Origin of the sequence: Agromyces aureus (assembly GCF_001660485.1) — a bacterium.
GTDB classification, from domain to species: Bacteria; Actinomycetota; Actinomycetes; order Actinomycetales; family Microbacteriaceae; genus Agromyces; species Agromyces aureus.
The window spans coordinates 3864342-3880068 of the sequence record NZ_CP013979.1 but is presented as its reverse complement, the minus strand read 5'-3'; the positions used below and the strand labels follow the sequence as shown (position 1 = coordinate 3880068).

Annotated in this window: 7 protein-coding genes; all 7 read left to right on the top strand. The window is 69.4% G+C overall.

What is annotated here, in order from left to right; genetic code table 11:
* Positions 1-92 precede the first annotated feature (92 nt).
* The 7 genes from ATC03_RS17315 to ATC03_RS17285 all read left to right on the top strand — a co-directional run bounded on the left by ATC03_RS17315 (position 93) and on the right by ATC03_RS17285 (position 15695).
* Entirely contained in the window at positions 93-4286 is a 4194-nt protein-coding gene (locus ATC03_RS17315; RefSeq protein WP_067879843.1) for a family 43 glycosylhydrolase, read from the top strand.
* 52 nt (positions 4287-4338) lie between these two features.
* Positions 4339-4974: a hypothetical protein gene (locus tag ATC03_RS17310; RefSeq protein ID WP_067879841.1), complete on the top strand. Its 636-nt coding sequence runs from the start codon at positions 4339-4341 to the stop codon at positions 4972-4974.
* A gap of 253 nt (positions 4975-5227) precedes the next feature.
* Complete coding sequence (locus tag ATC03_RS17305; RefSeq protein ID WP_067879838.1) at positions 5228-9010, top strand: glycosyl hydrolase family 95 catalytic domain-containing protein; 3783 nt, start codon at positions 5228-5230, stop codon at positions 9008-9010.
* A 111-nt stretch (positions 9011-9121) separates the two neighbouring features.
* Positions 9122-12412 carry a DUF1349 domain-containing protein gene (locus ATC03_RS17300; RefSeq protein ID WP_067879835.1) on the top strand — a complete coding sequence of 1097 codons (3291 nt, stop codon included), beginning with the start codon at positions 9122-9124 and terminating at the stop codon, positions 12410-12412.
* Positions 12413-12476: 64 nt separating this feature from the next.
* Positions 12477-13103, top strand: coding sequence for a hypothetical protein (locus ATC03_RS17295; protein WP_067879833.1), 627 nt, complete (start codon positions 12477-12479; stop codon positions 13101-13103).
* A 10-nt stretch (positions 13104-13113) separates the two neighbouring features.
* Positions 13114-14184 carry a COG1361 family protein gene (locus tag ATC03_RS17290; RefSeq protein ID WP_067879830.1) on the top strand — a complete coding sequence of 357 codons (1071 nt, stop codon included), beginning with the start codon at positions 13114-13116 and terminating at the stop codon, positions 14182-14184.
* 191 nt (positions 14185-14375) lie between these two features.
* Complete coding sequence (locus ATC03_RS17285) at positions 14376-15695, top strand: MFS transporter (RefSeq protein ID WP_067879827.1); 1320 nt, start codon at positions 14376-14378, stop codon at positions 15693-15695.
* Positions 15696-15727 lie beyond the last annotated feature (32 nt).

The following is a 15727-nucleotide window of genomic DNA, read 5'->3' as shown; positions in this document are numbered from 1 at the left end:
AAGAGACAACGGTGTCCACTTTGAAATCACGCCCGCGCGCCGCCGCGGCGGCTCTCGCCGCCGCAGCCGCCGTGGCAGGTTCGTTGCAATTCATGCCCCTCGCAGCATCGGCCGCCGAGGCCGACGTCGTGCTCACCCCGAACCCGGCCGTCACCGGTCCGGAGTTCGACGGCTGGGGCACCAGCCTCGTCTGGATGGCGAACGCCACCGGCGACTACCCCGACGCGCTCCGCACCGAGCTCATCGACTCGGTGTTCGGCGACGACGGGATGAACCTCAACATCGCCAGGTACAACATCGGCGGCGGCAACGCCTCCGACGTGTCCGACTACCTGCGCCCAGGTGGTGCCGTACCCGGATGGTGGAACGCGGATGCGCCGCTCACCGACGCCCAGGGCCCCATCACGTCGAGCTATGTCGACCGCAACCGGTACCTCGCCGCATGGACGGGCGATGCGGCATCCGACTACGACTTCGACGCCGACGCCGCACAGCTCGCCTGGGTCGACCAGATCAAGGATCGCGTCACGAAGTGGGAGGCGTTCAGCAACTCGCCGCCGTACTTCATGACCGAGAGCGGCTACGTCAGCGGCGGCTTCGACGCGAACGCCGAGCAGATCAAGCCGGCCGCCGTTCAGAAGTTCGCCACCTACCTCACGACCGTGGCCGAGCACGTCGAAGAGGCGCACGGCATCGAGTTCGACACGATCGACCCCCTCAACGAGCCGAACACGAACTACTGGGGCACGACGCTCGGCGGCAACGGGCAACCGACCGGCGGCCGCCAGGAGGGCGCGCACGTCGGGCCGGCGATGCAGTCGCAGGTGCTGACCGCACTCGACGCGGAACTCGCCGACGCGGGCACGACGACCGATGCCCTGCTCTCGGGCCCCGACGAGACGAACCCCGGACGCTTCGTCACCGACTGGGACGGCTGGACGCCCGAGGCCAAGCAGGCCGTCGACCAGCTCAACGTGCACACCTACGGCACGGGCGACCGGCTGCGCGTGCGCGACATCGCCAAGGCCGCCGACAAGCCGCTCTGGATGAGCGAGGTCGAGGGCAACTGGGGCGGCAACACCTGGAACCCGGCCTCGATCGAGAACGGACTCGGCATCGCCCAGCACATCACCGGCGACCTGCGCGAGCTCGACCCGTCGGCCTGGGTGCTCTGGCAGCCCGTCGAGGACCTCTACAACATGCAGAAGCAGGAGAAGCTCAACTGGGGCTCGGTCTTCATCGACTTCGACTGCAACGCCGACGGGAACTCCGAGCGGCGCCTCGCCGACGGCGATGCCGACCCGTCGTGCAAGGTCGTGACGAACTCCAAGTTCGACGCGATCCGCAACTTCACGCACTACATCGAGCCCGGCGACCGCATCGTGCCGACCAACGACGCCCAGACGACGTCGGCGGTCAAGGGCGACGGCTCCGGCGCCGTGCTCGTGCACACGAACACCTCGACCAGCCAGCAGCGCGTGCGCGTCGACCTCTCGCAGTTCGGCGAACTCGCGGCCGGCGCGACCGTCACGCCGGTGGTCACGACGGAGTCCCCGGCCGGCGACCCCTCGGCGAACGCCCTGGTCGAGGGCGCCCCCGTCGCCGTCGACCCGGCCACGGGATCGGCCGACCTCACGGTGCCCGCGAAGTCGATCACGACGTTCGTGGTCACCGGGGCCTCCGGCGCCGCGGCCGACGCGCCCGCCGTCCGCGACGGCGAGACCTTCCGTCTCGTCGGCGTGCAGAGCAGCAAGCCGCTCGCCGCGACATCCGGAAGCCCCGCCACCGTGCTCGGCGATGCTGCGGCAGCGGGTGCCGACGACGCCCAGCTCTGGACCGCGACCCGCCTGAGCGAGGGCGACGGCACCACGAGCGACCGATTCGCGCTGCGCCTGGCCGACGGCCGAACGCTCGCCGCGAACGCGAGCGGCACCGAACTGCGCACCCTGACCGACGAGCAGGCCCGAGCGGATGCCTCGGCGCAATGGGTCGCGAACACCACCGACGGCACCACCTTCACCCTGCTGAACCCGGCGCGCGAGCGCGTGCTCGACGTCGCGGGCCAGTCGACCTCGGTCGGGGCATCCGTCGGTCTCTGGACCTCCAACGGCGGCGGGAACCAGCGGTTCACGATCGTCGAGCCCGAGGGGCCGGTCGGCCCGACCTACACGAGCTTCCGCCCAGGGCAGTCGTGGCTCGACACGAACGGCAACGTGATCCAGGCGCACGGCGGCCAGGTCGTGCCGTCGACCGATGAGGACGGCGAGACGATCTACTACCTCTACGGCGAGGACCGCACGAACGGCTACCACTCGGCACCGGGCGTGCACGTCTACAGCTCGTACGACCTGTACAACTGGACCGATCAGGGCCTCGCGCTGCGCGCCCTCTCGTCGAAGGCGCAGTTCGACGAGCCGTACTTCGAAGCCCTGTACGGCGACTACACGCAGGCGCAGAAGGACGCCGTCTACCGCGACCTCGGCACCACACCGGTCGCCGGCGTGACGCCGCCCATCATCGAACGGCCGAAGGTGATCCACAACGAGGCCACCGGGAAATGGGTCATGTGGGCCCACATGGACGGACCGAGCGAGACGTCGACCGCCCAGTATGCGAAGGCCAGGGCTGGCGTGGCGATCGCCGACTCGCCCTTCGGCCCGTTCCGCTACATCGACAACTACGCCCTGAATTCCTCGCCCGAAGGCTGGGACACGCCGGGCATGGCACGCGACATGAACCTCTTCGTCGACGACGACGGCACCGGCTACATCATCTACTCGAGCGAAGGCAACGGGACGATGTACATCTCCAAGCTCGACGACGAGTACACCGGCCTCGCCACCCCGGCCGACCAGGCCGTCGAAGGGGTCGACTTCAACCGCATCTTCGTCGGCTGGTCGCGTGAGGCGCCGGCGATGTTCAAGCACGACGAGCGCTACTTCCTGCTCACGTCGGGCACGAGCGGCTGGTCGCCGAACCCGACGAAGTACGCGAGCGCGACCGACATCATGGGTGACTGGACCGAGATCGGCGACCCGTTCCCGTGGTGGGCGCAGTCGAACTCGTGGAACACGCAACCGACGTCGGTGATCCCCGTCGACCGCGAGCACGGCAAGTACATCTACATGGGCGATCGCTGGAACGGCGGCTCCGACTCCGCGCTGGCGAACGCACCGCTCGTGTGGCTGCCGATCAGCCTCGGCGAGGGTGGCGACACGCTCGCGGTCGAGGTGTACGACGAGTGGACGCTCGACCAGCTCGACGGCTGGTCCGAGTGGGAGGTCGCCGGGGTGCCGTCGAGCGTCAAGCTCGGCGAGGCGCTCGACACGGCGACCGTCACGGTCACGGCGAACGGCGAGACCACGACGCAGGCCGTCACGTGGGCGTTCGACGGTTCGTTCGACCTCCCGGGCACGGTCACCGCGACGGGCACGTTGCCCGACTTCGGCGGGCGCACCTTCACCCGCCAGGTCACCGTGGTTCCCGAGAACGTGCGGTACGCGGTGAACGCGGGCGGCCAGCGCACGGCCGACTGGCAGACGCTCGTCGACGCAGCGGCCGAGCAGGCGCCGCTGCTGAACAGCCGTCCCGACCAGAAGTACGCGGTCGACGCGGGCACGGGCGCCGCCTGGGGCTACCTGGGCGACCAGAACGCGGTGTCGACGCAGAGCGACACGATGTTCGGCACGCTGCGCTATGCGACGGAGGGCGCGGACCTCGCCTACCGCTTCGACGGGCTCGCACCGGGCACGTACACCGTGTACGCCGGATACTCCGACCCGTGGGCGCAGTGGAACGACCGCGGTGCGAAGGTCACCGTGAACGGCGCCGTCGTCGAAGCCGACCACGACTTCGACGCGACGAACCAGACCGCGGCCTACGCCGGCGTGGTCGTCGGCGGGGACGGGCGCATCGACGTCTCGTTGCGCCCGACGCGCGGACCCGACGTGCAGCTGAGCTGGCTCATCCTCACGTCGGACACGGCTCCCGAGCCGGAGCTCGACGTGACGGCGACCGCGAGCACGCGGTGCGTGGCGAAGAAGGTCGTCGTGACGGCGACGCTGGCCAATGCGACGGAGGTCCCCGTCAAGGTGGGCTTCTCGTCGGCCCACGGCCAGAAGACGATCGCTGCGGTCGCCCCCGGCAAGGGCGCTTCCGCCGCGTTCACGATCCGGCAGGCGAGCGTCTCGGCCGGCACCGTCACCGCGACGGTCGAGGCCGTCATCGGCGGGCAGACGGTCACGCGCACGGTGGATGCCGCATACGGCGGCGTCTCGTGCGGATGACATCGCATGATCCCCGACCAGCACTGAACAACGAGAGACGAGGAACACGAGCATGACGAACACGAGAACCGCGGCTCGGATCGGGGCGGTCTGCCTCGGCACGGTGATGCTGGTCGGCATCGCCGGCGTGGCGGCCGCTGAGGAGCAGCACGACGACGGAGCCGTCGACGTGCAGGTGCAGATCGTCGAACTCACCGAACCCGGCGTCCTGGCGATGACCGTCGCGAACGCCGCGACGACGCTCACCGAGAACGGGTCGACGGCGACGGAGCGCCAGTTCACCGGTCAGCTGCCGACGGTCACCGTGACCGACACGCGCACGGCCGACGAGATTCCGGCGGGTGCCGGCTGGTACGTGATCGGCACCTCGAGCGACTTCATCGGTGATGCCGGGCAACCGGCGATCGGTGCCGGCCACCTGGGCTGGGCGCCGCACCTGATCGACGGCGGCGACGCCGGACTGGTCGCCGAGGGTGAGGTCGTCGACACGGTGATGGACGAGGACGACCCCGGCGCGGAGGACCCCTTCGGCCTGGTCGACCAGGAGTTGCTCGCCCTCGTGATCGACTCGGCGGCCATCGCGCCCGAGGGCCAGTGGACGGCGAACGCCGACCTGTTCCTGCGGACCCCCGTGACGGTCGAGCCCGGGAACTACGTCTCGACGCTCACCCTCTCGCTGTTCGAGTAGCCATGCACGCGTGCCGCGGCGTTCCCGGGTCGAGCTCGAGCTCGGCCCGGGGGCGTCGGCCACCGAGCACCTCGCGGTGCACGACCTCGGCGACGAGGCGGTGACCTTCGCGATCACCGCCTCGGACGGCTACCTCACGTCGGCCCGTCGGACTTCTGCCCCTTGCGAAGGTTCAAGTATCCAATAGGATATTCGAAGCGTCGCCCGGATGAGGCGGCGAACCTCCGTTCAGTGCAGCACGAAGGGGAATCCATTGCTTCCGAGAACTGATCGCGCGCGCCGTCGCGGGCTCGCCGTCCTCACCGTTCCAGCCCTCATCGCAGGGTCCATCGCGGTCGCCGGCCTCGCGGCCTCGCCAGCCGTCGCCGCAACCGAGACGCCGGCCGAGAACCCGGCGACCACGATGTGGTACACCGCCCCGGCCGCCAGTTGGGAGCGCGAGTCGCTGCCCATCGGCAACGGCCATCAGGGCGCGACCGTGTTCGGCAAGCTGGCGAACGAGCAGCTGACGCTCAACATCGACTCGCTCTGGACCGGTGGTCCGCGCTCGACCGAGGGGACCACGCCCTACATCTTCGGCAATTGGCCGGCGCCCCGCCCGACCGCGCTCGAGGAGGTGCGCCAGCAGATCGAAGACCAGGGAAGCATGAATCCCGACGCCGTCTCGCAGAAGCTCGGCAACCCCGCGTACTCCACGCCGCTCAACCGGGTGCCGAAGTTCGGCGCCCACCAGGTCTTCGGGGACTTCTTCCTGGACGTCCCCGACTCGGCCGGAGCGACCGACTACCGTCGCAGCCTCGACCTCTCCACCGCGATCGCACGCGTCGCCTACACGAACGCGGACGGCGCGAAGATCACGCGCGAGTACTTCGCGAGCACGCCCGGCGACGTGGTCGTCATGCGGCTCACGTCGGACGAGCCCGGCCAGATCAACTTCAGCACGCGATTCGCCTCGCCGCACAACCCCGACGTCGACGTCGAAGACGGGCGCGTGTCGGTCACCGGCGAACTGGCGGACAACGGCATGAAGTACGAGCTGCAGGCCCAGGTGGTCGCCGAGGGCGGATCGACGAGCGAGACCGGCGCCGCCGTGTCGGTCAGCGACGCCGACTCGGCCGTCGTGTACCTGAGCATGGGCACCGACTACCTCGACGAGTACCCCGACTACCTCGGCGAGGACCCGCACGCCGAGGTAACCGCCGAAGTGGACACCGCCGTCGACCACGGGTTCGAGGCCGTCCTCGAGGATCACCTCGCCCACTACACCGAACTGTTCGACCGCGCGGCGCTGGACCTCGGGGTGCCGGTGCCCTCGAAGCCCACGAACCAGGTGCTCGCGGCCTACACCCGCGGCGGTACGGCGCCCGATGACCGCTGGCTCGAATCGCTCTTCTTCGGATTCGGGCGGTACCTGCTCATCTCGAGCTCGCAGCCCGGAGGGCTGCCGGCGAACCTGCAGGGCATCTGGAACAACTCGACCAGGCCCGCGTGGGAGGCCGACTGGCACACGAACATCAACGTGCAGATGAACTACTGGCCGGCCGAGGTCACCAACCTGTCGGAGACCGCCGAACCCCTGGTCGACTTCGTCGAGGCGCTCATCCCGCCCGGCCGCGTCACCGCACGGGAGATGTTCGGCACCGACGGTTGGACCGTGCACCAGAACACCAACGCCTTCGGCTTCACCGGCGTGCACGACTGGTCGACGTCGTTCTGGATGCCGGAGGCGAATGCCTGGCTCATGCAGCCCATCTACGAGCACTACCTCTTCACCGGCGACCGCGAGTACCTCGCCGACCGCGCCTACCCGATGATGAAGGAGACCACCGAGTTCTGGCTGCAGAACCTCCGCACCGATCCGCGCGACGGCAAGCTGGTCGTCACGCCCAGCTACTCGCCCGAGCAGGGGCCCTTCACGGCGGGCTCCGCGATCTCGCAGCAGATCGTCGCCGACCTGCTGGTCTCGACGCTGGATGCCGCCGAGGAGCTCGACGTCGACGCTGAGTTCCGCGCTCGCGTCAGCGATGCGATCGCGAACATCGACCCGGGCCTCGCCGTCGGCAGTTGGGGCCAGATCAAGGAGTGGAAGGCCGAGCAGGCGCTCGACAACCCGACGAACACGCACCGCCACGTCTCGCACCTCTTCGCCCTCTACCCCGGCAACGCGATCGACGTGCGGTCGGGCGACGAGTTGGCGGTCGCCGCGAAGAAGAGCCTCGAGGCTCGCGGTGACAGCGGCGTCGGCTGGTCGAGCGCGTGGAAGATCAACTTCTGGGCTCGCCTGCTCGACGGCGACCGCGCGCTCTCGATGCTCGCCAACCAGCTGAAGTCCGCCACGCTCCCCAACCTGTGGGACACGGCCCCGCCGTTCCAGATCGACGGCAACTTCGGTGCGACCGCCGGCATCGCCGAGATGCTGCTGCAATCGCAGCGCGGTGAGATCGACGTGCTTCCCGCACTGCCGGGCTCGTGGGACAAGGGCAGCATCCGCGGCCTCGTCGCTCGCGGCGGCAGCGAGGTGTCGGCGACGTGGAGCGCAGGCACGGCCGACGAGGTCATCGTCGAGGCCGCGGCCACCGACGAGCTCACCGTGCGCAGCACCGTCTTCGACGGGCCCTTCAGCGCGGTCGACGAGACCTCTGGCGAGACGCTCGATCTCACGGCCATCGACGGCACCGTCACGTTCGCAGCCGAGGAGGGGCACACCTACCGGTTCACCGTGTCGGCGACCATCGGCATCACGGCTCCCGGCGCGGTACCGGCGGGCGTGGCCTTCGACGCCGAGGTGACCGTCGACGCGATCTCCGCCGACACCGCTGCCGGCGTCGTGAGCCTCGACGTGCCCGACGGTTGGACCGTCGCGCCTCGTGCGGTGCGCCTCGCGGCGCTCGACGCCGGCGAGCAGGCATCCGCCGAGTTCACGGTCTGGCCCGCTTCGGACGCGCGCGGCGCCTCCACCATCGGGGTCGGCCTGCAGCCGGCGGAGGGCGACGCCCTCACCGCGACGAGGTCGGTGACCGTCACGGACCCGACCGCCGTGCGCTGCTCCGACATGACGGTGACCGCCTTCAGCAGCCAGGAGGTCGCGGCCGAGAACCGGCCGGCGAGCAACGTCGTCGACTGCGCGACCGAACCCGGCTGGACCACGCAATGGAGCGGCACCTCCACGCCGCCGCCGCACTGGGTGGTCGTCGACCTCGGCCGTGAACGCCAGCTCGCGACCGTCGGATGCGTTCCCCGTGCAGCCGTGGGCGGCCGGATCAAGGACGCGCGCTTCGAGACCAGCGTCGACGGCTCGACCTGGACGCAGTCGGCGTCGGCGACCTGGGCGAACGACACGACCGCGAAGACGGTCGCACTCGACGGCTCCTCGGCACGGTACGTGCGCATGACCGGCGTGACCTCGTTCGACGGGAAGTGGGTCGCCTGCGGCGAGTTCACGGCCACGACCAAGGCCGGCGTCGCACCGGCGGCCCCGCTGATCTCGGCGCCGACCGCAGGTGCGCGACTCGACGTGGCGGAACCGGTGACGATCGAGGGCACCGCTCCGTCCGGGTCCACCATCCACGTCTCCGACGCATCGGGCCAGGTTTCGGATACCGTCGCCGTCGATGCAGACGGCGCATGGTCCGTCGACGCCGGAACCCTGCCGGTCGGCTCCTACGAGGTCACCGCGCTCGCCGAAGGGGCCGACCACACGGTCAGCCCCGCCGCGACCGTGGCGTTCGAGGTCGCCCCCGCGGCAACGCTCGACGTCGAGGTCGCCGTGACGACGCGCTGCATCGCGGGCAAGGTCGTGCTCACGGTTCGCGCGACGAACGGCGAGGACGTCCCGGTCTCGATCGACCTCGCGTCCGCCTTCGGGACGAAGTCGTTCGCTGCCGTGGACCCGGGCCGGAACGCGGTGCACGTGTTCACGACCCGGGCGACGAGCGTGGCGGCGGGCTCCGTCGACGTCACGGCCGAGGCGGAGGTCGATGGCGAACCTTCCACGGTCACGCTGCAGGCCGAGTACCCGGCGGCGACCTGCGGCTGACCCATCCCGGCGGCGTCCGCGGATCTGCGGATCCGCGGACGCCGCCCTGAACGCTCTGAACGATCGAGACCTGGGCCGGCACCGTTCGATGACGCACTGGAGGGCATATCCATGAGCACGAAACCCAGATCGACGTGGTCGATCCCACTCGGCGTCGCTGCGGTCACGGCCGTCTTGACGGCGAGCATCGTCGTTCCCGCGGCGAGCGCGGAAGGCGGTGTCCCGCTGACGCCCGCGACGGTCGGATACGGTTCGTCGAACCCGGCCGAGCCCGACGCATCCGCCATGGCCGAGCATGCCGCCGAACGGGAGGTCGTCGACGTCACCGACTTCGGCGCCGACCCGACCGGCGAGCGCGACTCGGCCGAGGCGATCGCCGATGCCGTGCAGCACGCCAAGGAACTCGGGGGGCCGGTGACGATCCGGTTCCCGTACGGCACCTACGACATCTACCCCGAACGAACCGAGAAGCGCGAGCTCTACGTCTCGAACACGACCGGCGCCGATGCCGGCCCACGCGTGAAGAACATCGGCATCCTCATCGAGGACATGTCCGACGTCATCGTCGACGGCGAGGGCTCGAAGTTCAACTTCCACGGGCTGCAGACCCAGATCGCCGCCATCCGCACCGAAGATGTCACGTTCACCCGCTTCGGTACGGACTGGGTCGCGCCGAACACGGTCGACCTGACGGTGCTCGGCTCGGGCGTCGCGAACGGCGTGCCGTACCGCGACATCCAGGTTCCTCCCGGCACGCGCTACGAGATCAGCAACGGCCGGGCGGCCTTCCTCGGCGAGGCGAGCCCCGTCACCGGCCAGCCGTACTGGCGATACGAGCCAGGATGGGCCACCCAGGGGCACAACCAGCGGCGCCACCTCGCCACCGGCCAGACCTATCGCACCTCGGCGCCCGTGTGGACGAACTCGACGGGCGTCTCCGAACTCGGCGACAACCGGCTTCGCGTGACGTACTCCGGCAGTACCGACCCGGGTGGCCGCGGCGAGGTCTACGAACTGCGACCGACGTATCGGGACACCCCGGGCATCTTCGCGTTCGAGAGCACGAACACCGACCTGATCGACCTCGAGTTCGGATACCTGCACGGCTTCGGCATGGTCGCGCAGATGGCGCACGACATCACGCTCGACGGCGTGCGATTCAAGACGGATGCCGGGACCTGGAGGCAGACGTCGGGTTTCGCCGACTACCTGCAGATGTCGGGCGTCGGCGGAAAGGTGCAGATCCTGAACTCGCTGTTCGACAATCCTCACGACGACCCGATCAACATCCACGGCACCTACATGCAGGTGAAGGGCGTCGACCTCGCGAACAAGAAGGTCACCCTGCAATACATGCACAACCAGAGCGCGGGGTTCCCGCAGTTCTACCCCGGTGACACGCTGCGATTCATCGACCGTGGCACGATGCTCCCGGTCGCCGATGCCGAGTACACGGTCGCCGCAGTGTCCGGACCGAGCGGGTACGACCACGACACGAGCCTTACGCAGATGACGGTGACACTCGATCGGGCGCCAACGGGCATCCAGGTCGACACGCATGCCGCAGAGAGCCTCACGTACACGCCTGAGGTGCGTATCGCGGGCAACACGTTCACGTCGATCCCCACCCGCGGAATTCTCGTGACGACGCCGAAGCCCGTCGTCATCGAACGGAACATGTTCGACCAGGCCGGCATGGCGAGCATCTACGTCTCCGGCGACGCGGCCGCCTGGTACGAATCCGGCGGCGTCGAGGACCTCGTGATCCGCGAGAACATCTTCGACCGTCCGACGACCAATGCACCGGTGATCTACTTCGACCCGACGAACAGCGCGACCGAGCCGGAGCGCACGGTGCACAAGAACGTGCTCATCGACGACAACCGGTTCAACCTGCTGCCCGGCACGCAGCTGATCAACGCGAAATCGGTGTCCGACCTGACGTTCACGAACAACGCGGTCGGCTGGTACGGGCCCACGACGAGTCCGGACCCGTCGAAGTCCTCGCGCACGGCACTGTTCCAGATGAACGGCAGCCACCGCTTCGAGTTCAGCGACAACACCTACGCGACCGGCTTCAACGTGCGCGTCTCGACGAACACCGCGGCATCCGAGGTGACGGGCAACGACCCGTTCAAGGTGAACGCCGACTCGATGACGCAGGTGCCGACCGTGCCCCTGGCATCCGGCCTCACCTGGATCAGGGAGGACGCGTCGCGATGGTCGGCGGTCGCTCCCGACTCCATCCGCCTGCTCTCCGGCGGCGGCACCCTCTGGGCGACGCAGAACTCCTCGAACGGGATCCTGCTGCGCGACGCCGGCGGCGCCACCCCGAACGAGGTCGTCGTCAAGATGAGCGGCGCCACGAAGTCGTTCTACGAAGAAGCCGGCCTGATCTACTACGTCGACGACGAGAACTACGTCGCGCTGCACCGCAAGCACAACAACGGCAGCCCGGGGTTGGCGCTCGTGACCGAGGCGGGTGGCTCGCCCAACGAGAACACGAGGATCACCGCGCCGACCACGGCCGACATCTGGCTCAAGATCACCCGCAACGGCAACGCCTTCACGGGCAGCTACTCCACGAACGGCGTCGACTTCACGACCGTCGGCACCATCACGAACTCCGCCGTCGGCGCCGCGACCCCGCGGGTCGGGGTCATGGCCGACGGCCCGTTCGCATCGGGCAGCACCGCAGCGGCGTTCGTCATGAGCGGGCTGAAGGTCGACGGCCAGGCCGTGCCGTTCTTCGATTCCGTGCCCGCCCCGGTCGAGGTCGAACTCGCGGCCGCGCTCGAAGACCCCGCGTGGCAGGGCGTCGACTTCGGTGCTCCCGTCGCGCCGCGCTCGTGGCTCGCCGTGGTGCCGGCCGACGTCGACCACGTCTCAACCACGCTGACGCCGGTCGACGACGACACCGACGTCGTGCTGACCCTCGACGACCACCCGATCGACTTCGGGACGGGAGCCGTCGAGCTGCCGCTGGCGGCCGGGCCGAACGTGCTGCAGGCCCGTTCGATCGCCCCGAACGGCGACAGCCAGACCTACCGATGGACGATCGTCTCGCTGAAGCCTGGTGTCGTCGTCGGGACCCGGCCGCCGGTCGAGCCGAAGCTCGACGTCGAGGTGACGGCGGGCACGCGCTGCGTGGCGCGCAAGACGGCCGTCGCGGTGCGCGTGCGCAATGACGACGGGGTGCCGATCGCTGCTGCGATCACGTCGGACTACGGCTCGAAGACGATCGCCGCGATCGCGCCCGGCACCAACGGCACGCAGACGTTCAGCACGCGTGCGGCCGACGTCGCCGCCGGAACGGTCTCCGTGACCGTCACGGCCGTCATCGACGGCATCCCCGTCACGCAGACGACGGATGCCTCGTACACGGCATCCGATTGCGCCTGACCCCTCCCGGCGCGGCATCCGCTCGCGACCGATCCACCCGAAGAACAGACAGAAGGAGCACGACATGAAGAACATGAGAAGCGCGGTGCGAGGCTGCGCGATCGGCCTCGGAGCCCTGCTGCTCGTCGGCGTCGCCGGCGTTGCCGCAGCTGAGGAGAACCACGGCAACGGCGAGGTCGACGTCCAGGTCGCCATCCCCGAGATCGTCGAGCCCGGTGTGCTCGCGATGACGGTGGCCGGCACCTCGACGACGCTCGTCGAAGAGGGGTCGACCGACACCGTCCGCCAGTTCACCGGAGAACTGCCGACGGTGACGATCACCGACACCAGGTCCGCCGAGGAGATCCCGGATGACGCGTTCTGGTACGTGCTCGGCACGTCGAGCGACTTCGTCGGCGACGCCGGGCAGCCGGTCATCGAGGCCGGGCACTTCGGCTGGGCGCCGCATCTGATCGATGGGGGCGAGTCCGGCCTGGTCTCGGAAGGCGAGCGGGTCGACACCGTCATGGACGCGTCAGCCGACGACCCGTTCGGCCTCGTCGACCAGGAATTGCTCGCCATGGCATTCGACTCGGAAGAGCTCTCGGCCGAAGGTCAGTGGACGGCCAACGCCGACCTCTTCCTGCGGACGCCGGTGACGGTCGCGCCGGGCAACTATGCTGCGACTCTGACCCTCTCCCTGTTCGAGTAAAAGAGGAACCATGCACCGTCCCCTCCCTGCCCTTGTCGTTGCGGCGGCCTCGGCCGTGCTCGCCGTCGCAGGAGCGCTCGCGACCTCGGTCGCGGCGCCCGTCTCGGCTTCGGCAGAGGAGGGGGGCACGGTCACCTGGTCGGTCTCACCGGCGAATGCCGAGGGGCCCGACGGGCGTTCCCGGGTCGATCTCGAGCTCGACCCGGGAGCGTCCGCCACCGAGCACCTCGCGGTGCGCAACCTCGGCGACGAGCAGGTCACCTTCGCGATCACGGCCGCAGACGGCTACCTCACGTCGACCGGCCGGTTCAACATGCTTCCGTCCGACCAGCCCTCGGTCGACGCGGGCACCTGGATCTCGGTGGCCGACGAGGTCGCCGTGGCGCCCGGCGCCACGGCGGTGCTGCCGTTCACGGTCACCGTCCCGGAGGACGCGACGCCCGGGGACCACGCGGCCGGCATCGCGGCCTCCATCACGACCACCTCGTCCGGCGACGGTGCGCAGGTCGGCGTCGAGAGCCGGGTCGGATTCCGCGTCATGACGCGCGTCACCGGCGAGCTCGAGGCATCCGTCGCACTCGATGCCGACGGTGCATACGACATCTCCTGGAACCCGTTCCAGCCCGGGCAGCTGGAGGTGACCGGTGTCGTCGAGAACACGGGCAACGTGGCCGTCGCCATCGTCGGTGCGGCCGAGTTCGGAGGGGCCCGGATCGCTCCGACCGGCTTCGAGGCCGACGACAGCGGTGCCGGCGGCCCGACCAGTGCCGACCTGCTGCCGGGCGAGCGGCGCACGCTGAGCTTCAGCATTCCCGACGTGTGGCCGCTCGGCCCCGTGACCGTTCCGGTGACCGTCGAGGCGACCGCTGTCGGGCCGGACGGCGCCGACGTGACGGTGCAACCGGTCTCGCAGGACGTGACCGTGTGGGCACTGCCGGTTTCGCAGCTGGTGCTGCTCCTCGCCGTCGCCCTCATCGTGCTCGGCCTCCTGGTCGGCCGCCGCCGCCGCACCGCGAAGGTCGACCGGCTCGTCGCCGATGCGCGCGAAGCGGGGCGTCGGGAAGCGCACGCCTCCGAGTGAGCCACGGCGGGCGCGACCGGTTCGTCGTGCGCCGCGAAGCCCGCGGTGAGCGCTGCGACACCCATTCGGGTTGCGGGCGGCATCCGTGTTGCGTAGCCTGAATTCCCGACCGAACAATCGGTCAGGAAGTCGGGCGACGCAGACGGCTTCCGGGTCCCTTCCCCCGAGCACGCCAGAACAACGGAGTTCGCATGTCGACCGAAGCCAGAGAGCGCACGCAGACCGGGCGCATGCCCGCCGAGGAGCGGAGGGTGCTCGCGGGCACGCTCGTGGGCACCTCCATCGAGTGGTACGACTTCTTCATCTACGCGCAGGCGGCCGGGCTCGTGCTCGCCCCGCTCTTCCTCGCACCCCTCGCGGAGTCCAACCCCGGGCTCGCCCAGGTGCTGGCGTTCGCCACCATCGGCATCTCGTTCCTGTTCCGACCGCTCGGCGCGATCGTCGCCGGCTACCTCGGCGACAAGCTCGGGCGCAAGAAGATGCTCGTCTTCACGCTCATCATGATGGGTGTGTCGACCTCGCTCATCGGCTTCCTGCCGACCTACGCGGCCATCGGCATCGCGGCACCCATCCTGCTCATCCTGCTGCGCATCCTGCAGGGCTTCTCGGCCGGCGGCGAATGGGGCGGTGCGGCGCTCATGGCCGTCGAGCACGCCCCGAACGGCCGCCGCGGCTTCTTCGGCGCATTCCCGCAGATCGGCGTGCCGGTCGGCATGATCCTCGCGACCTTCACGCTGTGGGTGCTCACGAGCTCGATGTCGCCCGAGGCGTTCATGGAGTGGGGTTGGCGCATCCCGTTCCTGCTCTCGATCGTGCTCATCATCGTCGGCTACGTGATCCGTCGCGCGGTCGAGGAGAGCCCGGTCTTCGAGGAGCTGCTGAAGCGACGCAAGGAGTCCTCGACGCCGCTGCGCGAGCTCTTCAAGCACAACTCGAAGCAGGTCGTGCTCACGGCGGTCATCTTCATCGCGAACAACGCGGCCGGCTACCTGCTCATCGCCTACTTCGCGACCTACGCCGTGACGGCGCTCGGCATGGACCGCCCGAGCGTGCTGCTCGCCACCACGTTCGCATCGTTCGGCTGGCTGATCTTCACGCTGTTCGGCGGGCGTGTCTCCGACCGGCTCGGTCGCGTGCGGACCTTCCAGATCGGCTACGTCTTCCTCGCGCTGTGGGCGATTCCGATGTGGTTCCTGATCGACACCGGCGAGATCGGCTGGTACTTCGTCGCGCTGTTCGTCATGACCTTCGGCCTCGGCCTCTCGTACGGCCCGCAGGCCGCGCTCTACGCCGAGATGTTCCCGGCTCGGGTGCGCTACTCGGGCGTCTCGATCGGCTACGCGCTCGGCGCGATCCTCGGCGGTGCGTTCGCGCCCATGATCGCCGAGGCGCTGCTGAACGCCACGGGCCAGTCGTGGACGATCGGCCTCTACATCGCCATCGCGGCGGTCATCTCGCTCATCGGGGTGTCGCTCGTCAAGGAGCCGAAGGGTCGCGACCTGCTCGAGTGAGCTGCGGATGCCGCGTGGTGCCGTCGACTCGG

What these genes read in the sequence shown, in the direction of transcription:
- ATC03_RS17315 (WP_067879843.1), top strand. Translation starts at nt 93, where the DNA reads ATGCCCCTCGCAGCATCGGCCGCCGAGGCCGACGTCGTGCTCACCCCG.
- ATC03_RS17310 (WP_067879841.1), top strand. Translation starts at nt 4,339, where the DNA reads ATGACGAACACGAGAACCGCGGCTCGGATCGGGGCGGTCTGCCTCGGC.
- ATC03_RS17300 (WP_067879835.1), top strand. Translation starts at nt 9,122, where the DNA reads ATGAGCACGAAACCCAGATCGACGTGGTCGATCCCACTCGGCGTCGCT.
- ATC03_RS17295 (WP_067879833.1), top strand. Translation starts at nt 12,477, where the DNA reads ATGAAGAACATGAGAAGCGCGGTGCGAGGCTGCGCGATCGGCCTCGGA.
- ATC03_RS17290 (WP_067879830.1), top strand. Translation starts at nt 13,114, where the DNA reads ATGCACCGTCCCCTCCCTGCCCTTGTCGTTGCGGCGGCCTCGGCCGTG.
- ATC03_RS17285 (WP_067879827.1), top strand. Translation starts at nt 14,376, where the DNA reads ATGTCGACCGAAGCCAGAGAGCGCACGCAGACCGGGCGCATGCCCGCC.